We start from the raw sequence: 23,447 nt of genomic DNA on the forward strand, positions 1-23,447 counted from the left end.
ACCATGAACATCCAGATCGTCGAAGCCCGCACCGCCCTCGTCGACAAAACCTGCACCGAAAACCCCCGCGCCCCCGGATGCTGACCGGGGCCGACCTGTCAGGATGAGTCCGTGACCGACCGCCTCATGCTGCTCGACACCGCGAGCCTCTACTTCCGCGCGTTCTATGGCGTGCCCGACACCGTCAAGGCGCCCGACGGGCGGCCGGTCAACGCGGCCCGCGGACTGCTGGACATGATTGCGAAGCTCGTCACCGCCTACGAACCGACGCACCTCATCGCCTGCTGGGACGACGACTGGCGCCCGCAGTGGCGCGTCGACCTCATCCCGAGCTACAAGACGCACCGGGTCGCTGAGGAGGTGGCCGCCGGCCCCGACGTGGAGGTCGTCCCCGATCCACTCGAGGTGCAGATCGAGGTCATCCGCAACGAACTCGCGGCCCTCGGCGTGCCGATCGTCGGAGCGGCGGAGCACGAAGCCGACGACGTCATCGCGAGCTTCGCCTCACAGGCATCCACCCCCGTCGACGTCGTGACGGGCGACCGCGACCTCTTCCAACTCGTGGACGACGCCTCGGGCGTTCGCGTCATCTATACCGGGCGCGGCATGAGCAACCTCGACGTGCTCGACGACGCGGCCGTCGTCGCGAAGTACGGCGTTCTCCCCCGCCAGTACGCCGATTTCGCCGTGCTCCGCGGTGACGCCTCTGACGGTCTTCCCGGCGTGGCGGGCATCGGCGAGAAGACCGCGGCCACGCTCCTCCAGAAGCACGGCGACCTCGCCGGCATCCGCGCGGCCGCCGAGAACGGCGACGGCCTGACCGCCGGCGTCCGCGCGAAGGTCCTCGCCGCGGGCGACTACCTCGCCGTCGCCCCCACCGTCGTCGAGATGGTGCGCACCCTCGATCTCCCGGACATCGACGCCCGTCTGCGCGAACCGGATGCCGAGGCGATCGCCGCCGTCGACGCCGCCTGGAACCTCGGCTCGCCCCTTCAGCGCGCCGTCGCCGCGATCACGGCGCGCGCCTGAGCACGCGCCGCCCGCGCGCGCTCACCGTTCGCGCGCCGTCCACTCCTGCAGTCGCTCCAGCGGCCAGGTGTTGACGACGCGCTCCGCGGGCACGCCTGCCCGCTCCGCGCGCGCCGCGCCCTCGTCCAGCAGACCCAGCTGGCCCGGCGCGTGCGCATCGGAGTCGATCGAGAACAGGCATCCCGCCTCCAGCGCGACGGCGATCAGCTCATCCGGCGGGTCCTCGCGCTCCGGCCGGGAGTTGATCTCGACGGCGACGCCGTGCGCCGCGCACGCGTCGAACACAGCGCGCGCATCGAATTGCGAGGGCGGCCGCGTGCCGCGCTCCCCCGCGATCAGCCTTCCCGTCACATGCCCGAGCACGTCCACCAGCGGGTCCGACGCGGCTGCGACGAGACGACGGGTCATCGGACCCCGCTCCATCCGCAGCTTCGAGTGCGCCGAGGCCACCACGATGCCCAGTTCGCCCAGCAGGTCGCGGTCCTGATCGAGCGCTCCGTCGTCGAGGATGTCGACCTCGATGCCGCTCAGCAACGTGAACCCGTCGTCCGAGAACGCCGCGAGGAGCGCCATCTGCTCGCGCAGACGGTCGGCCGACAGTCCCTTCGCGACGCGCAGGCGCGGCGAGTGATCGGTGAGTGCGAGGTACTCGTGCCCGAGCGCGCGGGCGGCGGCGACCATATCCGCGATCGGCGTCGTGCCGTCGGACCAGTCCGTGTGGCAGTGCAGGTCACCGCGCAGCGCCGCACGCAGGGTCGAGTGCGATGGCGCGTACCGCGCGCGCAGCTCGGCGAGGTAGTCGGGGACACGCCCATCGAGTGCCTGCTGGATGACGGCGAAGGAGGAGTCGCCGATCCCCGGACGGCGTCGGAGTGACGCGGCATCCGCCACTTCTGCGGGCGTGAGACCCGCGACGACGGATGCCGCCGTGCGGAACGCCTTCGACCGGTAGCGCGACGCCCGCTCGCGCTCGAGCAGGCTCGCGATCTCGGTGAGGGCGTCGACGGGGTCCATGGTCGGAACGCGGAGCGGACCCGGGGACCTCCCCGAGCCCGCCGCGGAACCTCACGCCTTCGTGATCACCGACCGGCGCACGATCACCGGCACCTGCGCCAACCGGTTCAAGGCGAACCCGAAGAACAGCGACAGGATGCCGACTCCGATCGCGAACGCGGCGACGCCGAACGAGACGACGGAGGTGAACAACGACGCCCGGAGGAACGACGCGTTCATCATGACCTGGCGCACCGGGTCGTCCTGCGCGAGCTCGGCGTACGTCTTGCCTCCGGAGGCCTCGAGGGCGTGGTGCTGGATGATGTCCGCCTGCACGTACGCGGTGAAGGGCCCCGCGACCGTCTGCCCCTGGAACGCCATCGCGTCGTTGGGCACGGTGATGTTCTCGGCTCGCAGCTGGGTGGAGACCATGATCCAGACGACGATGCCCACGATGATGAGCACGATGCCGCCGAGGATGCCGATGACGGCGGCGAATTTGACGATGCCGACCTTCTTCTGCGGCGGCTCGAGCGTGTCGGCGGTGGTCAGGACTTCTTCGGACATGAGGGCGTTCCTCTCTCGGCGCTCCGGGGGATGCCGGGTCGTTGGGACTCACGGTATCGCCGGCCCTCACTGCCCCGCCAGGCCTTGCCCCGGAGAAACTCCCGACTCGACCGCTGTGGTCAGGCCACGTCGTTCGCCGAGCGCCCGGCACGCGTCGCCGCGACCCACCGCTCGAGCACCCCCGCGGCAGCTCCCGAATCGATCGCCTCCGCCGCGCGATCGCGCGCAGCGCCCAGTCGCTCGACGATCGGGAACTGCACCTGAGCGGCATCCTGGAACAGTTCGTACGCGACGATGCCCGCCGCAGCGTTCAGCAGCACGATGTCGCGGACCGCCCCCTTCTCGCCGTCGAGCACGCGGTGGACGACCTGCGCGTTGTGCGCGGCGTCGCCGCCGAGGAGGTCGTCGATATCCGCGCGCGGGATGCCGAGGTCGCGCGGGTCGAGGTCGTGCTCGTGCACGTCACCGCGGCTGACCTCCCAGAGTCGGCTGTGACCGGTGGTCGTGAGTTCGTCGAGGCCGTCGTCGCCGCGGAAGACGAGGGCGGTCGCGCCGCGGGTCTGGAAGACGCCGGTGATAAGGGGAACGCGGTCGAGGCTCGCGACCCCGACGGCGTTCGCCTCGGCGCGCGCGGGGTTGCAGAGCGGGCCCAGGAAGTTGAAGACCGTGGGAACGCCCAGCTCCGACCGCGTCGGACCCGCGTGGCGGAACCCGGGGTGGAAGGCGGAGGCGAACGCGAACGTGATGCCGGCCTCGGCGAGGACCTCCGCGACACGCTCGGGCGGGAGCGTCAGATCGACGCCGAGCGCACCGAGGACATCCGAGGATCCGGATGCCGAACTCGCGGCTCTGTTGCCGTGCTTCACGACCGGCACGCCGGTCGCCGCCGCCACGATCGCCGACATCGTCGAGACGTTGACGGTGCCGAACCGATCGCCCCCGGTGCCGACGATGTCGAGCACGTCAGCCGGCACAGGGAGGGGCAGCGCGGCCTCGAGGATCGCGTCACGGAACCCGACGATCTCATCGACCGTCTCGCCCTTCGCGCGCAGGGCCAGCAGGAACCCGCCGAGCTGCGAGGGCGTCGCCCGACCCTCCATCACCTGACGCATCGCCCAGGTCGATTCCGACACGCTGAGGTCGCGACGATCGAGAACGGCCGTGAGGATCTCGGGCCAGGAATAGAGCTCCGCCATGACGTCCGATCCTATCGGCAGACTGTCAGAACACTCGCGGGCCGCTCGAAGCGCCTTCCGAGGGGTCCCGAAACTCCGGTTCGCACGAGATAGACCTTCAGGGATGCGAAAACCCGTCGCCGAATCAGCCATAATGGGGAACGTGACGACCACTCCTGCCAACTATTCCGAGGCCTTGCGATCCGTGAAGCGACCGGATCCGGTCGCCGTCGGCACCATCGTGTGGCTCGGCAGCGAGGTCATGTTCTTCGCCGGCCTGTTCGCGATCTACTTCACCCTGCGCAACGCATCGCCGGGACTGTGGGCCGAGAGCACCGAGCTGCTGAACGTGCCCTTCGCCGCGGTCAACACCGTCATCCTCGTGCTCTCGTCGTTCACCGCCCAGTTCGGCGTGCTCGCCGCCGAGCGCTTCCAGCCATACCGCACCGGATCGTTCTGGAACCTCCGCAAATGGGGCATGGTCGAGTGGTTCTTCCTGTCGTTCATCATGGGCGCGGTGTTCGTCTCCGGTCAGGTGTGGGAGTACGCCACGCTCGTCGCCGAGGGCCTCCCGATCAGCGCCAACTCCTACGCCTCGGCGTTCTACCTCACCACCGGTTTCCACGCCCTGCACGTGACCGGCGGCCTGATCGCCTTCCTCCTCGTCATCGGCCGCGCTTTCGCGGTCAAGAACTTCGGCCGAAAGGAGATGACGTCCGCGATCGTCGTGTCGTACTACTGGCACTTCGTCGACGTCGTCTGGGTCGCCCTGTTCTTCGTCATCTACGTCGTCAAGTGAGAGCGGAGCCGACTCCCCTTATGTCCTCGAAGACCCCGCGCCAGAAGACCGGTCGCCGCAGCAAGTGGGCCGCCGCCGCCCTGATCGGCATCGGCCTGCTCGTCACCGGCGGCATCTACGCCGGAGCCTCCGCCGCGATGGCCGCCTCCGAGCCCGAATCGACGGCATCCACTCTCACCGTCGACGACGGCAAGAAGCTGTTCCAGGCGAACTGCGCGACCTGCCACGGCCTGAACATGGAGGGCACGGCGGAAGGCCCGTCGCTCTACGGCGTTGGCGAGCTCGCGGTCGAGTTCCAGATGTCGACCGGCCGCATGCCGCTGCAGATGCAGGGACCGCAGGCGCCGCAGAAGCCCGTGCAGTTCACCGAGGACCAGATCAAGGCGATCGCCGCGTGGGTGCAGTCGACGTCGCCGGGGCCGACGTATCCCGACGAGCACATCCTCGACGGCCAGGGCGACGTCGCCAACGGCGCCGAGCTGTTCCGCATCAACTGCGCCATGTGCCACAACGTCGCCGCCGCCGGTGGCGCGCTCACCGAGGGCAAGTACGCCCCGGCGCTCACCAGCACGAGCCCGCTGCACATGTACGCAGCGATGGTCACGGGCCCGCAGAACATGCCGGTCTTCAACAACATGACCCTCACCGAGGATGAGAAGCGCGACATCATCTCCGCGCTCGTCTACCTCCAGGAGAACGAGTCGCCCGGCGGATTCTCGCTCGGCTCGCTCGGCCCGGTCTCGGAGGGCCTCTTCATCTGGATCTTCGGCATCGGCAGCCTGATCGGCCTCACGGTGTGGATCACGGCGAAGTCGAACTGACCGAGCACCCCGCAGACATCACGCACTGACAGACGTACGGAACGGACGCACAATGGCACACGAGGAAGACGCGCTCGAGCACGAGAGGGCCGCACACGAGCCCTCCTCCGGGCTCGCGGTCGCCGTCAGCGACCCGGTGCGGAACCCCGGGCTTCCCCCGCACCGGGAGCGCATCACCGACAAGGATCCCGCCGCCATGCGCCGCGCGGTCCGGACGGTCTACACCCTCTTCTACCTCTCCGTCGCGGGGAGCATCTGGGCGGTAGCTGCCTACATGCTGTTCCCGATCGAGAGCGGCCGGGTCATCGACATCCGCCACAACAACCTCTTCATCGGTCTCGGCATCGCCCTCGCGATGCTCGCCATCGGCATCGGCGCCATTCACTGGTCCAAGGCCGTCATGAGCGACAAGGAGTTCACCGAGCCCCGCCACTCGACGCGCGGTAGCGAGAGCACCCGCGCCGCAACCGTGCAGGCCTTCCGCGACGCCAACGAGGAGTCGGGGTTCGGGCGCCGCACCGCGATCCGCGGGTCGCTCATCGCCGCCCTCGTCGCCTCAATCCTCCCCGGGATCACGCTGTTCCGCGGCCTCGCTCCGCACAACAGCAAGGCGAACCCGATCGCGGGTGACCCTGTCGCGCTCCTCAGCCACACCATGTGGAAGAAGGGCATGCGCCTCGCGCACGACCCGAGCGGCGAGCCGATCCGCGCCGCCGACCTCACCCTCGGCTCGGCCGTGCACGTGATCCCTGAGGAGCTCGCCTCGCTCAGCCACCACGACGGCTACCTCGAGGAGAAGGCGAAGGCCATCGTCCTGCTCATGCGTCTGCTCCCCGAGCAGCTGCCCGCGGAGTCCAACAACCTCGACTGGGCGTACAACGGCATCGTCGCGTACTCCAAGGTCTGCACCCATGTCGGATGCCCCGTGGCCCTGTACGAGCAGCAGACGCACCACCTACTGTGCCCCTGCCACCAGTCGCAGTTCGACGTGTCGCGCTCCGCGGCCGTCATCTTCGGCCCCGCTGCGCGCCCGCTGCCGCAGCTGCCCATCACCGTGGACGACGAGGGCTACCTCATCGCGCAGAGCGACTTCCACGAACCCGTCGGCCCGAGCTTCTGGGAGCGCCATTGAGCACCGCGACCGCCACTGAGACCCCCACGGGGACCAGCGCATCCACCACCGATGAGAAGGCCGGCACCGAGAAGCCGCTCGGCGGCCGGTTCGTCGCGGGAGCGGCGAACTACCTCGACGAGCGCACGAGCATCTCGGGCCTCGTCAAGGAGCTCGGACGCAAGATCTTCCCCGACCACTGGTCGTTCATGCTCGGCGAGATCGCCATGTGGAGCCTCGTCGTCGTCCTGCTCTCGGGTACGTTCCTGACGTTCTTCTTCCAGGCATCCATGGTCGAGACGCACTACGCCGGCTCGTTCCTGCCGCTGCGCGGCGTGGAGATGTCGGCAGCGCTCGACTCGGCCCTCCGCATCTCGTTCGACATCCGAGGCGGGCTACTGGTCCGCCAGATCCACCACTGGGCTGCGCTCGTGTTCGTCGCCGGTATCGGCGTGCACATGCTGCGCGTCTTCTTCACCGGCGCCTTCCGCAAGCCGCGCGAGCTCAACTGGGTCATCGGCTTCATCCTCTTCATCCTCGCGATGGCCGAGGGCTTCACGGGATACTCGCTTCCCGACGACCTGCTGTCGGGCAACGGCCTGCGCATCATCGACGGCATGATCAAGGGCATCCCCCTGATCGGAACCTGGACGTCGTTCCTCCTCTTCGGCGGCGAGTTCCCCGGCACCCAGATCGTGGGGCGCCTGTACACGCTGCACATCCTGCTGCTGCCGGCGATCCTCGTGGCGCTGCTCGTCGTGCACCTCATGCTGATGATCGTCAACAAGCACACGCAGTTCGCCGGTCCCGGCCGCTCGAACGACAACGTCGTGGGCTACCCGATGATGCCGGTCTACATGTCGAAGATGGGCGGCTTCTTCTTCATCACCTTCGGCGTGATCGTCCTCATCGCCTCGCTGTTCACGATCAACCCGATCTGGAACTACGGTCCGTACGACCCCTCCCCCGTCTCCGCCGGTACCCAGCCCGACTGGTACATCGGCTTCGCCGACGGTGCGCTGCGCCTCGTGCCGCCGCACCTGGAGTTCGTGCTGTGGGACCGCACGTGGTCGTTCAACATCCTGATCCCGCTCATCGTCATCGGCATCTTCATCGTGCTGGTGCTGATCTACCCCTTCATCGAGGCCTGGGTCACCGGCGACAAGCGTGAGCACCACCTCGCCCAGCGCCCGCGCCAGGCTCCGACCCGCACCGCGATCGGCGTGGCCGGCGTGATCTTCTACGCCGTGCTGTGGGCAGCCGCCTCCTCGGACATCATCGCCACGCACTTCCACCTGACGATGGAAGGCGTGATCCACGCGCTGCAGGCGCTGCTGATCATCGGACCGATCCTGGGCTACTTCGTCGCCAAGCGCATCGCGATCGCGCTGCAGAAGAAGGACCGCGAGATCGCGCTCCACGGATTCGAGTCGGGTCGCATCGTCCGCCTCCCGGGCGGCGAGTTCATCGAGGTCCACCAGCCCGTCGACGCCTACGAGCGAGTGAAGCTCGTCGATTACGAGACCTACGAGCCGCTCGTCGTGCGCCCGAACGACAAGGGGCGCATCCCGTGGCACGAGAACTTCCGCGCATCGCTGTCGCGCTGGTTCTTCGAGGATCGCCTCGCCCCTGTCACGCAGACCGAGGTCGACGCGGCGCTTGCGCACTCGCACCACGAGCACGAGGAGATCGCCGCCGGCGAGGCCGCGGAGATCGAGGGTCGCACCGAGCGCAGCTCACGGAACGAGGACGACGCGCACTGACGCAGCCTGTCCGGAAAGCGGCGGGGACTGTCCGAAAGGACGTCCCCGCCGCTTCGTCGTTCCCGTACGGTCGATCTCATGAACGACCGAGCCCCCGCTCCCCCGCAGCCCGTCTCCCCCGAGAAGCGCGCTGCCTTCTTCGTTGCGAAGCTCGCCTGTGAGACCGACCCCTCCGACGTGTACGCGGCGCTCCAGGAGGGCGCGAGATTCACCCTGGTGGACGTCCGCGCGCAGGATGCCTGGGATCAGGGCCACATCCCGGGTGCGATCCACCTGCCGCACCGCGAGATCGCCGAGCGCGGCGCGGCCGAGATCGACCCATCACTCCCCGTCGTCGTCTATTGCTGGAGCCCGGGTTGCAACGGCGGAGCGCGCGGCGCCCTGGCTTTCGCCCGGCTGGGCTACGAGGTCCGCGAGATGATCGGCGGCTACGAGTACTGGGCGCGCGAGGGGATGCCGGTGGACAGCGCGTCCGGCACTCTCCCCCGCGTCTTCGACCCGCTCGTCATGCCCGTCCGGGACCGAAGCCGCCTACGCGCCTGAGACCCGCCGCGCTCCGGAGACCGCCCGCGCAACGACAGCGATCAGCCTGCGACGAGGTCGTCGAGCTCTTCGGTGAACCTCAGCGCCGCAGCTCCCGCCAGCACCGGGCGCTCGGCGCCGGGAGCTCCGGGGACGACATCGGCGACCACCGCGGTCACGTTGTCGCGGGAGCCCGCCTCGAGAGCCGCGTCGACGACGAGCGCGGCGGCGGCGTGCGGGTCGAGCTCGGCATCGAGGAGAGCGGCGATCTCGTCGTCGGGCAGATAGTCGCTCACGCCGTCGCTGCAGACGAGCCACCGATCGCCGAGCGTCAACTCGCGCTCGGTGACGCCGGCGGCGTCGGTCTCGTCACCCCGGAGCGATGCGGTGATGATGTTCCGTCGCGGGTGGGTCATCGCGTCTTCGGCGCGCACCATGCCCCGCTCCACGAGGAGTTGCACGTACGAGTCGTCGCGGGTCTGACGCAGCAGCGCCGCCCCACGCCGCACATACGCACGCGAGTCGCCCGTGTGGGCGACGAGCAGTCGACCGTCGACGGTGATCCAGATCGCGGTGAAGGTCGTCGCCATACCCGACAGCGCGGGATCGCGCCGCACGTGCGCTCCGATGTCCCAGTTCGCCTCGCGGACGCGGTCTCGGAGCGCGGTCGCATCGGCGACGCGCGGACCGCCGGAGATGAGGCGGTGGACGAGTGCTGCGGACGCGAGGTCACCCGCTGGGCCGCCGCCGACGCCGTCGGCGACGCCTGCTCCCCAGGATGCCGTGAATGCGGCATCCTGGTTCACTTCGCGATAGCCGCCGATGTCACTGCAGACACCGGCTCGCAGCGACATCGGCACGAGCGGAAGCCACCCGGTCAGCGCGCGAAGTACCCGCGGTAGTACTCGTAGACCCAGCCCACGATCGCGACGGCGAAGACGCCCAGACCGATGGGAAGGAGGAACTGCCCGACGGCAAGGCCGAGGATGCCGAGCGCAGCGGAGAACGCGAGCACGAGCGGCCACCAGGACCAGGGGCTGAACTCACCGATCTCGGGGTCGCCGTCGTCGATGTCGGCGGTCAGCGAGTCCTCCGGCAGATCCACACCCTTCTGGGAGCGGTACACACGGTCGACGTAGAACCCGATCATGGCGGCCATGAAAACCGTGAACAGCAGTACGACGCTGCCGACCCACTCGATGGCGTTGTACCACGGGAGGTTCGAGTGCTCGATGATGTTCCACCCCGTATAGAGGGCGAAGCACAGGAAGAAGAACCCGGCGAGAATCCACCAGAGGTTGATGTTGGTCTTCACTTACTTGACCTCTCCGTCCGCGACATCGACGACAGGAGCATCGGGCGCGTCCTTCGCCGGCCCCACACCGACGGGCACGGCGGCCTCGGGGTGGTTGAGGTCGAACGCCGGGCGCTCGCTGCGGATGCGCGGGATCGACGTGAAGTTGTGGCGGGGCGGCGGGCAGCTGGTCGCCCACTCGAGCGAGCCGCCGTAGCCCCACGGGTCGTTGACGGTGACCTTGGGCGCCTTGCGCGCGGTGATCCAGACGTTCAGGAAGAACGGGATCATCGAGGCGCCGAGGATCATGGCACCGACCGTGGAGAGCTGGTTCTGCCACGTGAAGCCGTCGGCCGCCGAGTAGTCGGCGTAGCGGCGGACCATGCCCTCGACGCCGAGCCAGTGCTGGACGAGGAAGGTCATGTGGAAGCCGATGAACAGCAACCAGAAGTGCACCATACCGAGACGCTCGTTGAGCATGCGCCCCGTCCACTTCGGCCACCAGAAGTAGAAGCCGGCGAACATCGCGAACACGACCGTGCCGAAGACGACGTAGTGGAAGTGTGCGACGACGAAGTACGAGTCGGAGAGGTGGAAGTCGAGCGGCGGCGAGGCGAGGATGACGCCGGTGAGGCCACCGAAGACGAACGAGACGAGGAAGCCGAGCGAGAACACCATCGGCGTCTCGAAGGTGATCGACCCTCGCCACATCGTGCCGATCCAGTTGAAGATCTTCACACCCGTCGGCACCGCGATCAGCATCGTCATCAGGGCGAAGAACGGCAGGAGCACCGCTCCCGTCACGTACATGTGGTGCGCCCAGACCGAGACGGACAGGGCCGCGATCGCGATCGTCGCGTAGACGAGCGTCTTGTATCCGAAGATCGGCTTGCGGCTGAAGACCGGGAAGATCTCCGAGACGATGCCGAAGAACGGCAGCGCGATGATGTACACCTCGGGGTGCCCGAAGAACCAGAAGAGGTGCTGCCAGAGGAGCACTCCGCCGTTGGCCGGGTCGTAGATGTGGGCGCCGAGCACGCGGTCGGCGGCGGCGGCGAGGATCGCGGCGGCGAGCACGGGGAACGCCATCAGGATCAGGATGCTCGTGACGAGCGTGTTCCACGAGAAGATCGGCATGCGCCACATCGTCATGCCGGGCGCGCGCATCGTGAGGATCGTCGTGATGAAGTTCACGGCGCCGAGGATCGTTCCGAAACCGCTCATGCCCAGGCCGAGCATCCAGAGGTTTCCACCCGCACCGGGCGAGAAGCTCGCACCGGCCAGCGGCTGATAGGCGAACCATCCGAACGCGGCCGCACCCTGCGGGGTGAGGAAGCCGGCGACGGCGATGAGCGAGCCGAAGATGAACAGCCACAGCGCGAAAGCGTTCAGCCGCGGGAACGCGACGTCGGGAGCGCCGATCTGCAGCGGGAGGATCGCGTTGGCGAACCCGGCGAACAGCGGCGTCGCGAACATCAGCAGCATGATCGTGCCGTGCATCGTGAACAGCTGGTTGTACTGCTCCTTCGTGGGAAGGATCTGCATTCCGGGCTCGAAGAGCTCGGCACGGATGATGAGGGCCATCACGCCGCCCAGCAGGAAGAACAGCACCGAGGCGATGAGGTACATGTACCCGATCGTCTTGTGGTCGGTGGAGGTGATCCACTTGACGATGATGTTGCCCTTCTGGTCGACGCGCGACGAGCTCATGAGAGCTGCCTGGCGCGGCGGAAGGGTGGTGGGACGGTGGGGAGCGCCGCTCTGGAGCTCGAGCGTCGTGGCCATCAGTTGTCTCCCTCGGACTCGGAGGCGCCCGTGCCCGGCAGGTTCTGCAGGCGGTCGTAGGCGTCGTTGATGTCACCGGCCTGGCCGGCCTCGCGCAGACTCTCGAGGTAGGCGTCGTATTCCTCCCGCTCGACGACCTTCACCTTGAAGAGCATCATCGAGTGGTACTCGCCGCAGAGCTCGGCGCACTTGCCGTCGTACTCTCCGACTCGGGTGGGCTCGAACGACATGTAGTTGTCGCGCCCGATGTACATGTCCTTCTTGTACAGGAAGTCGATGATCCAGAACGAGTGGATGACGTCACGCGAGGTGAGCTTGATTTTCACCTTCTCGTTCACGGGCAGGTACAGCGTCGGCAGCTCGCTCGTGATGTCACCGCGGTCATCGGCCTGCGCCTGGACGCCCATGGTCCAGACCGCGTCGTCCGAGTCCTCGCAGTCCTGCTCGGCGTACTGGAAGTCCCAGGCCCACTGCTTGCCGATCGCCGTGATGCAGACATCCGGCTCTTCGTACTGCGTCTCAATGATCGCCTGGTCGCGCGCCGTGAAGGCGAAGAAGCCGATGACGAGGATGAGCGGGACGATCGTGTAGAAGATCTCGACCGGCATGTTGTAGCGCAGCTGCACCGGCAGGCCCGTCTGGCCCTTGCGGCGACGATACGCGATGGCGGCCCAACCCATGAGGGCCCAGGTGATGACACCGACGACGAGCAACACGATCCACGAGTTGACCCACAGCCCCGAAATCATCTGGGTGTGGTTCGTGGCCTGGGTACCGTCTTCGGTGAAGCCCGGGAGGAAGCCGTTCAGCTGGCTGGGCGTGCAGCCCGCGAGGGCGATCGCCGTGGCGATCCCGAGCGGGATGACGGCCCAGCGGAGGCGGCGTGTGACGCGCACGGTGCACCTTTCGGGGTCATGAAGGTCGAACACCGTTCAGTCTAGGGCAACCTCCCACGCGATTCAGGCCATGCGCCCAGGATGTCCGGGGTCAGCACGGCACTTTTTGCGGCGTGATCAGCGGGAAGGAAACCCTCAGTGGAAGCTGTCGCCACAGGCGCAGCTGCCGGCGGCGTTCGGGTTGTCGATCGTGAAACCCTGCTCGGAGATCGTGTCCTTGAAGTCGATCATCGCGCCGTCGAGGTACGGCACCGACATATCGTCGACGATGACCTCGACGCCGTCGAAGGCGACGGCCTGGTCGCCGTCGAGGAAACGCTCGTCGAAGTAGAGCTGGTAGATGAGCCCCGAGCAGCCACCGGGCTGCACGGCGACGCGTAGGCGCAGGTCGTCGCGGCCCTCCTGCTCGAGGAGGCTCTTCACCTTGGCGGCGGCGGCGCCGGTGAGGCCCACGCCGTGCGCCTTGTCCGCGGTGTCGTCGGTGGTGGCGGTCGTGATGGTGGTGTCGGTCATGGCACTCTCCCCGAAGCTCGGGCCGGTATGAGCCGGCTGGATGCCTCGATTCTACGCGCTCGACTCGCACGGGGGCCGGATGCCGCCGGCGCCGCTCTCTCGCCGCGGTCGCGTCACGTGCCGTGGTCGCTTCACTCGCCGCGGTCGAGGCGCTCCAGCAGCAGCGCCTCGGAGACGAGGGCGTGGCGGAAGGTCTCGAGGTGCAGCGACTCGTTCGGGCTGTGGGCGCGCGCGTGCGGGTCTTCGACACCGGTCACGAGGATCTCGGCACCGGGGAACTCGCGCACGAGGTCGGCGATGAAGGGGATCGACCCGCCGACGCCGATGTCGATCGGCTCGACGCCGTAACCCTCCGCGAGCGCGGTGCGCGCGTGGGCCACGGCGCTGCCGCTCGTGTCGACGAGGAAGGGATTGCCGCAGTCGACGTCCGTGAAGGTCAGCTCGGCGCCGAAGGGCGCGTGAGCGCGCAGGTGGGTCTCGATGGCCTCGTACGCCTCCCGCGCGTCCTGACCGGGCGCGACGCGCATGCTGATCACGACGGACACCTCCGGCGAGAGCGTGTTGGAGGCGTTCCGAACGCTCGGCGCGTCGATGCCGGTGATCGTGATCGACGGCTTGTTCCAGATACGACTGAGGATCGTGCCTCGCCCGATCGGGCTGACGCCGGCGGGGAGCCCCGCCTCGTCGCGCAGGGTGTCCTCCGAGTACTCGGGGGTCGCGGCATCCCGCTCGGTGAGCCCCGCGACCGCCACGGCGCCGTCGTCGTCCCAGAGCGTCGACAAGAGCTTCACCGTGGCGAGCATGGCATCGGGCACCGCTCCTCCGAACATGCCCGAGTGCGACGCGTGCTCGAGCGTCTTCACGCGCAGGGTGAATCGCGCGTTGCCGCGGAGGGAGACGGTCAGCGCAGGAGTCGCCGCGTCCCAGTTGCCCGAGTCGGCGACGACGATGACGTCGGCGCGCAGCGCGTCGGCGTTCTCGTGCAGGAAGGCCGCGAACGAGGCGGAGCCCGCTTCCTCCTCCCCCTCGATGAAGAGGTTCACGCCGAGATCGAAGTCGGGGCCCAGCGCCTCGACCAGGGCGCGGAGCGCGCCGACGTGCGCCATGACCCCCGCCTTGTCGTCCGCGGCTCCCCGCCCATACAGACGCCCGTCGCGCACCGTAGGCTCGAAGGGCGCCGACTCCCACAGCGACTCGTCGCCGACCGGCTGCACATCGTGGTGGGCGTAGAGAAGGATCGTCGGCTTGCCGCCGCGGGCGGCACGGGTCGCGAGCACCGCCGGCATCCCCTCGACGCCCGTCTCGGGAATGACCGCCGTCTTCACCTCGACGCGATCGAAGATGCCGAGGTCGTCGAGGAGTCCCTGAACGGCCGTCGCGGAACGCTCGACCTCCGACCGGTCGAACCCGGGGAATGCGATGGACGGGATGCGCACCAGGCGTCCCAGATCGGCCAGGGCGGCGGGGACGGCAGCCAGGGCGGCTTCGCGGACGGAGGCGGGACGGGACGGGACGGAGGTCATGCGGGTAATCTTAGGAGGAGCGCTCCGCGCGGCCGACGCCGCCGTCGATACCGCAGCCGATCCGTCATCCAGCATCGAGGACCATCGTGGCCAAGACCCCTCCCGCCCCCGAAACCGCCCCCGACGCGCCCTCCGGGCCGGGCAAGCACCGCCCGACGCCGTCGCGCGCCGAGCAGGAGGCGGCGCGCAAGCGACCCCTCGTTGCGGACACGAAGGAAGCACGCCAGCGCGCGAAGGCCGACCTCGCCTCGCAGCGCGAGAAGGCCCGCATCGGCATGGCGAACGGCGAAGAGAAATACCTGCCGGTGCGCGACAAGGGCCCCCAGCGCAAGTTCGCGCGTGACTTCGTGGATGCCGGATGGCACGCGGGCGAGCTGCTCATGCCGCTCATGCTGCTCGTCATCCTCGTGACGCTCGTGCAGAACGCGGCGATCCAGTTCTACGCCTTCGTCGGCCTGTGGATCTACATCCTCTTCGTCATCGGCGACATGATCATCACGAGCCACCGCGTGAAGAAGGCGGCGAAGGAGAAGTGGGGCGACCGCACCGAGAAGGGCCTCGGATGGTACGCGGCGATGCGTTCGGTGCAGATGCGCTTCATGCGTCTGCCCAAGCCGCAGGTCAAGCGCGGGCAGCACCCCGCCTGAGCCGCGCCCGACCCCCGCGAGCCGCGCCTGACCCCCGGCGAGCCGCGCCCGACCCCCGCGAGCCGCGCCTGACCCCCGGCGAGCCGCGCCCGATCTTCGGAGATCGCGCGTTCTCCGGACGTTTTCTGCGTCACATCTCCGAAAAACCGTGGATCTCCGCAGATGCGCGGCGGCTCCGGGGATCCGCGACTGCCCGCCGGCGCGGAGCGCGCGCCGATCAGCGCGCCGCGCGACGCAGCCGCACGAGGCCGCGGTTGATCTGACGCGCCCACAGCGGGCCGAGATAGATGAACCCGGTATAGCCCTGGACGAGGGTGGCCCCGGCATCCAGCCGCTCCTGCACGTCGGCGGCGGTCTCCACTCCCCCGGCGGAGATCACGCAGAACTCCTCCGGAACGACCGCACGGACCACGCGCAGGACGTCGAGCGCCCGAGCGGCGAGCGGTGCGCCGGACAATCCCCCGGCGCCCGTCGCCTCCACGCGCGCGGGATCGGTGCGGAGCCCCTCGCGCGAGATCGTCGTGTTCGTCGCGATGAGCCCCGCAAGCCCCATGTCGACAGCGAGGCGGGCGATCGCCTCGATCTCGTCGTCGGGGAGGTCGGGCGCGATCTTCACCAGCAGAGGCGTCCGCACCGCGGCATCCCGCACCGCTTCGAGCAGCGGCCGGAGCGTCTCGACGGCCTGGAGGCCGCGGAGCCCGGGCGTGTTCGGCGACGACACGTTCACGACGAGGTAGTCGGCGGCGGGGGCGACCTGGCGCGTGCTCGTGACGTAGTCCGCGGTGGCGTCGTCGACGTCGACGACCCGGCTCTTGCCGATGTTCGCACCCAGAACCGCGCGACGCGGACGGCGGCGCGACCGCACGAGTCGGCGCGCGGCGGCGGCGGCGCCGGCGTTGTTGAAGCCCATCCGGTTGATGAGCGCGCGGTCTTCGATCAGGCGGAAGAGCCGCGGCTTCGGGTTGCCGTCCTGCGGGATCGCGGTGACCGTGCCGACCTCGACGTGTCCGAACCCGAGGGAGTGGAGGCCCTCGCTCATCACGGCGTTCTTGTCGAAGCCCGCCGCGACACCGAACGGCGAATCGAACTCGAGACCGAGCGCCGTGGTCCGCAGTGACGTGTCGGGCTTCGTGAACGCACGCATGATCGGGGCGAGCGGCCAGATCCCGAAAGCCCGGATGACCGGGACGACGAGATGGTGTGCCCGCTCAGGATCCATCCGCGCGAAGAAGGTGCGGAAGATGAAGGGATACATCACTCGGCTCCGCGGACGGCGTGGTCGGCGCGCAGCTGAGAGATGGATGCCTCGAAGTCCTCGAGCGAATCGAAGGCTTGGTACACGCTCGCGAACCGGAGGTAGGCGACCTCGTCGAGCTCGCGGAGCGGCCCGAGGATCGCGAGGCCGATCTCGTTCGTGTCGATCTGCGAGGCTCCGGTCTGCCGCACCGCCTCCTCGACCGCCTGCGCCAGGACGGCGAGGTCGGCTTCGGTGACGGGTCGGCCCTGGCAGGCCTTGCGGACGCCCGACATGACCTTCTCGCGGCTGAACGGCTCGATCACGCCGGAGCGCTTGATGACGTTGAGGCTCGCCGTCTCGATCGTCGAGAATCGACCGCCGCATTCGGGGCACTGCCGCCGGCGGCGGATGCTCAGCCCGTCGTCGCTCGTACGCGAGTCGATGACGCGGGAATCGGGGTGACGGCAGAACGGGCAGTGCATGTGCTCAGGCCTCGAGTGGATCGGCGGAGGGTGAATCAGCGGAGGGTGTCACAGCGGAGGACGCGTCGGCGAAGCGCGCGGCGACCGCTTCGCCGTGGGCGGGGAGGAACTCGGCATCCGCGAGAGCGACGATGTCATCCATCGCGTCGCGGAGCGCGGCGCGGTCGTACGTGATCACCTGCTGGGGGCGGAGGAACGTCGAGGCGGACAGGCCCGACGCGTAACGCGCCTGGCCGCCCGTGGGGAGGACGTGGTTGCTCCCGGCGAGATAGTCGCCGAGGCTCACGGGAGCGTACGGCCCGACGAAGACGGCGCCGGCGTTGACGAACTCCTCAGGCCGCGGGTCGGCAAGGTGCAGCTCGAGGTGCTCGGGGGCGTAGGCGTTGCTGACGTCCGTCGCGACGGAGCGATCGTCGACGAGGACGATCGCCGACTGCGGGCCGCTGAGCGCGGTGCGGGCGCGAACGCCGTTGCGGGTCGCGTCGACACGGGCATCGACCGCAGCGCGCACCTCGTCGGCGAGCCTCTCCGACCAGGTGACGAGCACGGCGGATGCCTGTTCGTCGTGCTCGGCCTGGCTGATGAGGTCGACGGCGATGAGCGCCGGGTCGGCGTCGTCGTCGGCGACGATGAGGATCTCGGTCGCCCCCGCCTCCGCGTCGGTGCCGACGACGCCGGCGACGGCGCGCTTGGCGGCGGCGACGAAGTTGTTTCCGGGGCCGGTGACGACGTCGACCGGCTCGAGGCCGACGCTCTCGACCCCATACGCGTACGCACCGATGGCTCCGGCACCGCCCATCGCGTAGACCTCGGTGACGCCGAGGAGCCCCGCCGCGGCGAGGATGTCGGGGTGCACGCGGCCGTCGAACTCGGCCTGCGCGGGCGAGGCGATCGCGACCTCGCCGACACCCGCGACCTGCGCGGGCACGACGTTCATCACGACGCTCGACGGGTAGACGGCCTTGCCGCCGGGTACGTACACGCCGGCCCGGCGCACCGGCTGCCAGCGCTGCTCGACGGTCGCGCCGGGGCCGATCTCGGTCACCAGCCGCGGGGGTACCTGAGCGGCCGACACGAGCCGCACGCGCCGGATCGCCTCGTCGAGCGCGGCACGCACCGCGGCGTCGAGCCTCGCGATCGCCTCGTCGAGGTGTTCGGCCGGCACCCGCACGGCGTGCCCGGTGACGCGGTCGAAACGCTCGGCCTGCTCGCGCAGGGCCTCTTCACCGCGGTCGCGGACGTCGGCGACGAGATCGGCGGCTGCCGTGACGGCCTCGGCGCGCTCGGCGCCCGCCCGGGGGACGGTCGCGAGCAGTGTCGCCGTGGACAGGTCACGACCGCGCAGATCGATGGTGCGGAGCATGCGTCCAGGCTATCGGAGCACGTTGCGGCCTCAGCCGCGCATGACGCCGGAGACGTCGGTCAGGAACCCGATGCGGCCGTCCTCGTGGCGAACGACGAAGACATCCCCGCGGTCTTCGATGACGAGCGCCCACGCCGTCGGACCGATCGTGAAGATCGTCGATCCGGACGCGTCGATGACGGGTCGCTCCTCCGGGGCGAGCGCCCAGAACGCCTGCGACGCGGGCGGCGTCGCAGAGGCGACGGTCGCCTCGACTTCGGGAGTGATCTCGGCCTCGCGAGCGACCTCGGCCTCCGTCTCGGGCGCGTACGTCTCGACGCTCACCGAGGGGTCCGCGGCGACGACGGGATCCACGAAGACGACCTGCTCGGAGTCGGCCGGCGCGGGGGCGAACGCCGACTCCTGCGTCGGGAACGGGGCGAATGCCTCGGTGGGCTGACCCGTCGGCGTCTGGCCTTCAGGCGCATACTCCTGCGGTGCGTACGGCTGCGTCGCGGGGCCTTGCGGCGGGTAACCCGGTCCGGCATACCCCTGCGGGGCGTACCCCTCGGGAGCGTAGCCCTGCGGCGCCTGCCCGTGGGGAGCGTATCCCTGCGGCGCGGCCTGATTCGGCGCCGGGCGCGGTGCCCGCGGCTTGGCGACGACGGGCCGGGCGGGGCTCGCGACGCGGTGCGCGGGGACGGGAGTGCGGTGCCGGAAGTCTTCGCCGATCACGGGGAACAGCGGCGCGAAGACGGTGAGCAGCACGCCGGCGAGCATCGCGATGAACTCGACCCAGACCACCCAGGAGGCCACGAACACCCTCATCTCGATGAGCGAGACGAACGAGGTCCACAGGATGCCCAGCCAGATGAGCGCCGCGACCGAGAAGGCGACCGAGGCGAACTGGTCGACACCGAGCGAACCGACACGGCGGATGCCCTGCGGGGAGAGCCTCCGGAGCGCGAGAAGGAAGACGGCGATGGTCGGCACACCGATCGTCAGGACCCAGTCGATGCCGGTCCCCCACACCGACCCGCCGATGGAGGTGTAGACGGGGAAGAACGAGACGACGAACGCGACGAGCCAGACGCCGCCGAGGGCGACCTCGCGGACGGAGAACGGGCCGATGCCGTACTGCGGCGGGGCGGCCTCGTCGACGGCATCCGGTCCGTCCGTGATCGCCTCGAACGCCTCGGCGAACGTGCCGTACCGGACATCGGGGTCGGGCGCGGCGTCGACCATGACCGCCGGACCGACCTGCCCGATCGGGTCGGCGACGGGCGGAACACCGGCGTCTTCGGTGCGCACGTGCGTCTCCTCGACCGAGACGATCGTGTCGTCCACCGGTGCCTCCGCCCCGGTGTCGGAGGGCTGGGGAGCGTTCTTCTCGTCGGTCACGATGGATCCTTCCACGACGGGGGTGTCGCCTCCGAGCTTACCCACACGGCGCCCGGTCACCGCCTGGTCACCCCAAGCACTGCGGCCCGAGCAGACCTTTGAGTTCGCCGTAGAGGTCGACGGAGATGTCGACGCGCGCCGGCACCTCGAACACCTTCGCCGTGCCCCCCTTGTGGAGTTTCAGAGTGACCTCGGTGCTGCCCGGATGCCTGTCGAACACCCGCGCCAGCTCGCCGACGGTCGACTCGGTCGCGCGATGCTCGGGCATGAGCAGCACGAGCGGCCCGGAGGCGAGCGCGGCCCCGAGATCGGGCGCGAAGGCGGACTGTCCGTGCAGGTTCAGCCCGTCGTCACGCCGCGACACACGACCGCGGACGACGAGGATCGAGTCGGCGACCAGCATCGACTGGAATTCGGTGTAGGTCTTGCCCATGAACATGACGGTCACCTCGCCGTCGAAGTCCTCGACGGTGATCATGCCGTAGGGGTTCCCGCTCTGCTTCGCGACGCGATGCTGCACGCTGGTGACGAGACCGGCGACCGTGACGACGTCGCCGTCGGAGACGTTCTCGTCGGCGAGAAGGTCGTGGATCGAGGTCGACGCGTGCTTGGCGAGCGGGATCTCGAGGCCGGCGAGCGGGTGGTCCGAGACGTACAGGCCGAGCATCTCGCGCTCGAAGGCGAGCTTGTCCTTCTTCGTCCACTCCGGCCGCGGCGGGACCTTCGCCGGAACGGCCTCCTCGACGGCGTCGTAGAGGCTGTCGAAGTCGAATCCGATCGCCCCCTGCGCCTCGTTGCGCTTGCGGCTCGTCGCGGCTTCGACGGCATCCTCGTGGATCTCCAGCAGCGCCCGCCGCGTGTCGCCCATACCGTCGAACGCGCCCGCCTTGATGAGCGACTCGACGGTGCGCTTGTTCGCGACGTGAATCGGCACGGTGTCGAGGAAGTGGTGGAAAGAGGTGTACGGACCCTCGGAACGCGCCTGCACGATGCCGTCGACGACGTTCGCGCCGACGTTGCGGACGGCGCCCAGACCGAAGCGGATGTCCTCGCCGACGGCCGCGAAGTAGCGGATCGACTCGCTGACGTCGGGCGGCAGCACGCGGATGCCCATCCGGCGGCACTCGTTGAGGTAGACCGCCATCTTGTCCTTCGAGTCGCCGACACTCGTGAGGAGGGCGGCCATGTACTCGGCCGGGTAGTGCGCCTTGAGATACGCCGTCCAGTACGAGACGAGCCCGTAGGCGGCCGAGTGCGCCTTGTTGAACGCGTAGTCCGAGAAGGGCAGCAGGATGTCCCAGAGCGCCTGGATGGCACCCGGGCCGAACCCGCGCTCGGCCATGCCGCCCGAGAACCCCTCGTACTGCTTGTCGAGCTCGGACTTCTTCTTCTTGCCCATTGCGCGGCGCAGGATGTCGGCCTGACCGAGCGAGAACCCGGCGACCTTCTGCGCGATCGCCATGACCTGCTCCTGGTAGATGATCAGGCCGTAGGTCGTGTCGAGGATGTCGCGCAGCGGCTCTTCGAGCTCGGGGTGGATCGGGGTGATCGGCTGGAGCCCGTTCTTGCGCAGCGCGTAGTTGGTGTGCGAATTCGCACCCATCGGGCCGGGGCGGTACAGCGCGATGACGGCGGAGATGTCCTCGAAGTTGTCGGGCTTCATGAGACGCAGGAGCGACCGCATCGGGCCGCCGTCGAGCTGGAAGACCCCGAGCGTGTCGCCCCGGGTCAGCAGGTCGTAGGCGCCGCGGTCGTCGAGCGCGAGGTGCTCGAGGTCGAGCTCCTCGCCCCTGTTCATGCGGATGTTCTCGAGCGCGTCGGAGATGATCGTGAGGTTCCGCAGCCCCAGGAAGTCCATCTTGATGAGGCCGAGCGCCTCGCACGACGGGTAGTCGAACTGCGTGACGATCTGGCCGTCCTGCTCGCGGCGCATGATCGGGATGATGTCGAGCAGCGGCTCGCTCGACATGATGACGCCCGCCGCGTGCACGCCCCACTGGCGCTTCAGGCCCTCGAGGCCGAGCGCGCGGTCGAAGACGGTCTTCGCGTCGGGATCGCTCTCGACGACCGCGCGGAACTCGCTCGCCTCCTTGTAGCGCTTGTGCTCGGGGTCGAACATGCCCCCGAGCTCCATGTCCTTGCCCATGACGGCGGGCGGCATGGCCTTGGTGAGCCGCTCCCCCATGCTGAACGGGAACCCGAGCACGCGCCCGGCATCCTTCAGCGCCTGCTTGGACTTGATCGTGCCGTAGGTCACGATCTGCGCAACCCGCTCGGACCCGTACTTCTCCGTGACGTAGTCGATGACCTCGCCGCGACGTCGGTCGTCGAAGTCGACGTCGAAGTCGGGCATCGAGACACGGTCGGGGTTCAGGAACCGCTCGAAGATGAGTCCGTGCTCGAGCGGGTCGAGGTCGGTGATCTTCATCGCGTAGGCGACCATGGAGCCGGCGCCGGAGCCGCGACCGGGGCCGACGCGGATGCCGTTGTCCTTCGCCCAGTTGATGAAGTCGGCGACGACGAGGAAGTAGCCGGGGAAGCCCATCTGCAAGATGATGCCGGTCTCGTACTCCGCCTGCGCGCGCACCTTGTCGGGGATGCCGCCCGGGTAGCGGTAGTGGAGGCCCTTCTCGACCTCCTTGATGAGCCAGCTGTCCTCGGTCTCGCCGTCGGGCACGGGGAAGCGGGGCATGTAGTTCGCGGCGGTGTCGAACTCGACCGCGCAACGCTCGGCGATCAGGAGCGTGTTGTCGCACGCGTCGGGGTGTTCGCGGAAGAGCTGGCGCATCTCGGCGGCGGTCTTGATGTAGTACCCGTCGCCGTCGAACTTGAAGCGGTTCGGGTCGTCAAGGGTGGACCCGGACTGCACGCACAGCAGCGCCTCGTGCGCGTCGGCCTCATGCTGATGGGTGTAGTGCGAGTCGTTCGTGGCGACGAGCGGGATGCCGAGGTCCTTCGCGATCCGGATGAGGTCGGTCATCACGCGGCGCTCGATCGAGAGCCCGTGGTCCATGATCTCGGCGAAGTAGTTGTCCTTGCCGAAGATGTCCTGGAACTCGGCCGCGGCGGCGCGCGCGGCGTCGTACTGGCCGAGGCGCAAGCGGGTCTGGACCTCGCCGGAGGGGCATCCGGTCGTGGCGATCAGCCCCTTGCCGTAGGTCTGCAGGAGCTCGCGGTCCATGCGGGGCTTGAAGTAGTACCCCTCCATGCTGGAGAGCGAGCTCAACCGGAAGAGGTTGTGCATGCCTGGTGTCGTCTCGCTCCACATCGTCATGTGGGTGTAGGCGCCCGAGCCGGACACGTCGTCGCTCTTCTGCTCGGGCGAGCCCCATGCGACACGGGACTTGTCGCTCCGGTGCGTGCCGGGGGTGACGTAGGCCTCGAGCCCGATGATCGGCTTGACCCCGGCGGCCTTCGCCGCGTTGTAGAACTCGAACGCCGCGAACGTGTTGCCGTGGTCGGTGACCGCGATCGCCGGCATCCCGTACTCGGCGGCCGCCTGCGTCATCGCGCCGATCTTGGCGGCACCGTCGAGCATCGAGTACTC

Annotated in this window: 21 protein-coding genes; 7 read left to right on the forward strand and 14 right to left on the reverse strand. The window is 68.9% G+C overall.

The window, feature by feature from the left end:
* Positions 1-111 precede the first annotated feature (111 nt).
* Positions 112-1,029, forward strand: coding sequence for a 5'-3' exonuclease (locus AC3ENQ_RS09170; protein ID WP_431803865.1), 918 nt, complete (start codon positions 112-114; stop codon positions 1,027-1,029).
* A gap of 21 nt (positions 1,030-1,050) precedes the next feature.
* Here AC3ENQ_RS09170 and AC3ENQ_RS09175 read toward each other — a convergent pair whose 3' ends face one another.
* The 3 genes from AC3ENQ_RS09175 to trpD form a co-directional block, all read right to left on the reverse strand.
* A complete protein-coding gene (locus AC3ENQ_RS09175; RefSeq protein WP_431803867.1) occupies positions 1,051-2,043 on the reverse strand; it encodes a PHP domain-containing protein in 993 nt (330 codons plus the stop codon).
* 51 nt (positions 2,044-2,094) lie between these two features.
* Positions 2,095-2,589 (reverse strand): aromatic ring-opening dioxygenase LigA, encoded by a 495-nt coding sequence (locus AC3ENQ_RS09180; RefSeq protein ID WP_431803869.1) that lies wholly within the window; start codon positions 2,587-2,589, stop codon positions 2,095-2,097.
* Between the two features lie 119 nt (positions 2,590-2,708).
* On the reverse strand, positions 2,709-3,785 hold the full coding sequence (gene trpD / locus AC3ENQ_RS09185; RefSeq protein WP_431803871.1) for an anthranilate phosphoribosyltransferase: 1,077 nt from the start codon (positions 3,783-3,785) through the stop codon (positions 2,709-2,711).
* 133 nt (positions 3,786-3,918) lie between these two features.
* On the opposite strand from trpD, the gene ctaE reads away from it, so the two are divergent.
* The 5 genes from ctaE to AC3ENQ_RS09210 all read left to right on the forward strand — a co-directional run bounded on the left by ctaE (position 3,919) and on the right by AC3ENQ_RS09210 (position 8,801).
* Positions 3,919-4,563 carry an aa3-type cytochrome oxidase subunit III gene (gene ctaE, locus AC3ENQ_RS09190; RefSeq protein WP_431803873.1) on the forward strand — a complete coding sequence of 215 codons (645 nt, stop codon included), beginning with the start codon at positions 3,919-3,921 and terminating at the stop codon, positions 4,561-4,563.
* Positions 4,564-4,583: 20 nt separating this feature from the next.
* Entirely contained in the window at positions 4,584-5,384 is an 801-nt protein-coding gene (gene qcrC / locus AC3ENQ_RS09195; protein WP_431803875.1) for a cytochrome bc1 complex diheme cytochrome c subunit, read from the forward strand.
* A 52-nt stretch (positions 5,385-5,436) separates the two neighbouring features.
* Entirely contained in the window at positions 5,437-6,516 is a 1,080-nt protein-coding gene (gene qcrA / locus AC3ENQ_RS09200) for a cytochrome bc1 complex Rieske iron-sulfur subunit (protein WP_431803877.1), read from the forward strand.
* On the forward strand, positions 6,513-8,258 hold the full coding sequence (qcrB, locus tag AC3ENQ_RS09205; RefSeq protein WP_431803879.1) for a cytochrome bc1 complex cytochrome b subunit: 1,746 nt from the start codon (positions 6,513-6,515) through the stop codon (positions 8,256-8,258). Before qcrA ends, qcrB begins: the two co-directional genes overlap by 4 nt.
* Before the next feature lie 78 nt (positions 8,259-8,336).
* Positions 8,337-8,801 carry a rhodanese-like domain-containing protein gene (locus tag AC3ENQ_RS09210; RefSeq protein WP_431803881.1) on the forward strand — a complete coding sequence of 155 codons (465 nt, stop codon included), beginning with the start codon at positions 8,337-8,339 and terminating at the stop codon, positions 8,799-8,801.
* A gap of 41 nt (positions 8,802-8,842) precedes the next feature.
* Here AC3ENQ_RS09210 and AC3ENQ_RS09215 read toward each other — a convergent pair whose 3' ends face one another.
* The 6 genes from AC3ENQ_RS09215 to AC3ENQ_RS09240 form a co-directional block, all read right to left on the reverse strand.
* Positions 8,843-9,634: a PP2C family protein-serine/threonine phosphatase gene (locus tag AC3ENQ_RS09215; RefSeq protein WP_431803883.1), complete on the reverse strand. Its 792-nt coding sequence runs from the start codon at positions 9,632-9,634 to the stop codon at positions 8,843-8,845.
* Positions 9,635-9,657: 23 nt separating this feature from the next.
* Complete coding sequence (locus AC3ENQ_RS09220) at positions 9,658-10,095, reverse strand: cytochrome c oxidase subunit 4 (RefSeq protein ID WP_431803885.1); 438 nt, start codon at positions 10,093-10,095, stop codon at positions 9,658-9,660.
* Positions 10,096-11,859 (reverse strand): aa3-type cytochrome oxidase subunit I, encoded by a 1,764-nt coding sequence (gene ctaD, locus AC3ENQ_RS09225; protein ID WP_431803887.1) that lies wholly within the window; start codon positions 11,857-11,859, stop codon positions 10,096-10,098.
* Complete coding sequence (gene ctaC / locus AC3ENQ_RS09230; protein WP_431803889.1) at positions 11,859-12,755, reverse strand: aa3-type cytochrome oxidase subunit II; 897 nt, start codon at positions 12,753-12,755, stop codon at positions 11,859-11,861. The genes ctaD and ctaC overlap by 1 nt, the downstream gene beginning before the upstream one ends.
* A gap of 135 nt (positions 12,756-12,890) precedes the next feature.
* Positions 12,891-13,268: a HesB/IscA family protein gene (locus AC3ENQ_RS09235; protein ID WP_431803891.1), complete on the reverse strand. Its 378-nt coding sequence runs from the start codon at positions 13,266-13,268 to the stop codon at positions 12,891-12,893.
* 131 nt (positions 13,269-13,399) lie between these two features.
* Entirely contained in the window at positions 13,400-14,791 is a 1,392-nt protein-coding gene (locus AC3ENQ_RS09240) for a dipeptidase (RefSeq protein WP_431803893.1), read from the reverse strand.
* 86 nt (positions 14,792-14,877) lie between these two features.
* Here AC3ENQ_RS09240 and AC3ENQ_RS09245 point away from each other — a divergent pair, with 86 nt between their 5' ends.
* A complete protein-coding gene (locus tag AC3ENQ_RS09245) occupies positions 14,878-15,438 on the forward strand; it encodes a DUF3043 domain-containing protein (protein ID WP_431803895.1) in 561 nt (186 codons plus the stop codon).
* A 217-nt stretch (positions 15,439-15,655) separates the two neighbouring features.
* On the opposite strand, the gene AC3ENQ_RS09250 is transcribed toward AC3ENQ_RS09245, so the two are convergent.
* The 5 genes from AC3ENQ_RS09250 to dnaE all read right to left on the reverse strand — a co-directional run bounded on the left by AC3ENQ_RS09250 (position 15,656) and on the right by dnaE (position 23,438).
* A complete protein-coding gene (locus AC3ENQ_RS09250) occupies positions 15,656-16,693 on the reverse strand; it encodes a quinone-dependent dihydroorotate dehydrogenase (RefSeq protein ID WP_431803897.1) in 1,038 nt (345 codons plus the stop codon).
* Positions 16,693-17,157 carry a transcriptional regulator NrdR gene (gene nrdR, locus AC3ENQ_RS09255; RefSeq protein ID WP_431803899.1) on the reverse strand — a complete coding sequence of 155 codons (465 nt, stop codon included), beginning with the start codon at positions 17,155-17,157 and terminating at the stop codon, positions 16,693-16,695. Before nrdR ends, AC3ENQ_RS09250 begins: the two co-directional genes overlap by 1 nt.
* Positions 17,158-17,161: 4 nt before the next feature.
* Positions 17,162-18,520, reverse strand: coding sequence for a histidinol dehydrogenase (hisD, locus tag AC3ENQ_RS09260; RefSeq protein WP_431803901.1), 1,359 nt, complete (start codon positions 18,518-18,520; stop codon positions 17,162-17,164).
* Between the two features lie 30 nt (positions 18,521-18,550).
* Positions 18,551-19,900: a hypothetical protein gene (locus AC3ENQ_RS09265; RefSeq protein WP_431803903.1), complete on the reverse strand. Its 1,350-nt coding sequence runs from the start codon at positions 19,898-19,900 to the stop codon at positions 18,551-18,553.
* Positions 19,901-19,967: 67 nt separating this feature from the next.
* Positions 19,968-23,438, reverse strand: a complete 3,471-nt coding sequence (dnaE, locus tag AC3ENQ_RS09270) for a DNA polymerase III subunit alpha (RefSeq protein WP_431804291.1) — start codon at positions 23,436-23,438, stop codon at positions 19,968-19,970.
* Positions 23,439-23,447 lie beyond the last annotated feature (9 nt).

Source organism: Microbacterium sp. bgisy203 (assembly GCF_057706945.1).

What these genes read in the sequence shown, in the direction of transcription:
- AC3ENQ_RS09175 (WP_431803867.1), bottom strand. Translation starts at nt 2,043, where the DNA reads ATGGACCCCGTCGACGCCCTCACCGAGATCGCGAGCCTGCTCGAGCGC.
- qcrC (WP_431803875.1), top strand. Translation starts at nt 4,584, where the DNA reads ATGTCCTCGAAGACCCCGCGCCAGAAGACCGGTCGCCGCAGCAAGTGG.
- AC3ENQ_RS09235 (WP_431803891.1), bottom strand. Translation starts at nt 13,268, where the DNA reads ATGACCGACACCACCATCACGACCGCCACCACCGACGACACCGCGGAC.
- dnaE (WP_431804291.1), bottom strand. Translation starts at nt 23,438, where the DNA reads ATGCTCGACGGTGCCGCCAAGATCGGCGCGATGACGCAGGCGGCCGCC.
- AC3ENQ_RS09210 (WP_431803881.1), top strand. Translation starts at nt 8,337, where the DNA reads ATGAACGACCGAGCCCCCGCTCCCCCGCAGCCCGTCTCCCCCGAGAAG.
- ctaD (WP_431803887.1), bottom strand. Translation starts at nt 11,859, where the DNA reads ATGGCCACGACGCTCGAGCTCCAGAGCGGCGCTCCCCACCGTCCCACC.
- qcrA (WP_431803877.1), top strand. Translation starts at nt 5,437, where the DNA reads ATGGCACACGAGGAAGACGCGCTCGAGCACGAGAGGGCCGCACACGAG.
- AC3ENQ_RS09180 (WP_431803869.1), bottom strand. Translation starts at nt 2,589, where the DNA reads ATGTCCGAAGAAGTCCTGACCACCGCCGACACGCTCGAGCCGCCGCAG.
- nrdR (WP_431803899.1), bottom strand. Translation starts at nt 17,157, where the DNA reads ATGCACTGCCCGTTCTGCCGTCACCCCGATTCCCGCGTCATCGACTCG.
- ctaE (WP_431803873.1), top strand. Translation starts at nt 3,919, where the DNA reads ATGGGGAACGTGACGACCACTCCTGCCAACTATTCCGAGGCCTTGCGA.
- trpD (WP_431803871.1), bottom strand. Translation starts at nt 3,785, where the DNA reads ATGGCGGAGCTCTATTCCTGGCCCGAGATCCTCACGGCCGTTCTCGAT.
- AC3ENQ_RS09250 (WP_431803897.1), bottom strand. Translation starts at nt 16,693, where the DNA reads ATGTATCCCTTCATCTTCCGCACCTTCTTCGCGCGGATGGATCCTGAG.
- AC3ENQ_RS09240 (WP_431803893.1), bottom strand. Translation starts at nt 14,791, where the DNA reads ATGACCTCCGTCCCGTCCCGTCCCGCCTCCGTCCGCGAAGCCGCCCTG.
- hisD (WP_431803901.1), bottom strand. Translation starts at nt 18,520, where the DNA reads ATGCTCCGCACCATCGATCTGCGCGGTCGTGACCTGTCCACGGCGACA.
- AC3ENQ_RS09215 (WP_431803883.1), bottom strand. Translation starts at nt 9,634, where the DNA reads ATGTCGCTGCGAGCCGGTGTCTGCAGTGACATCGGCGGCTATCGCGAA.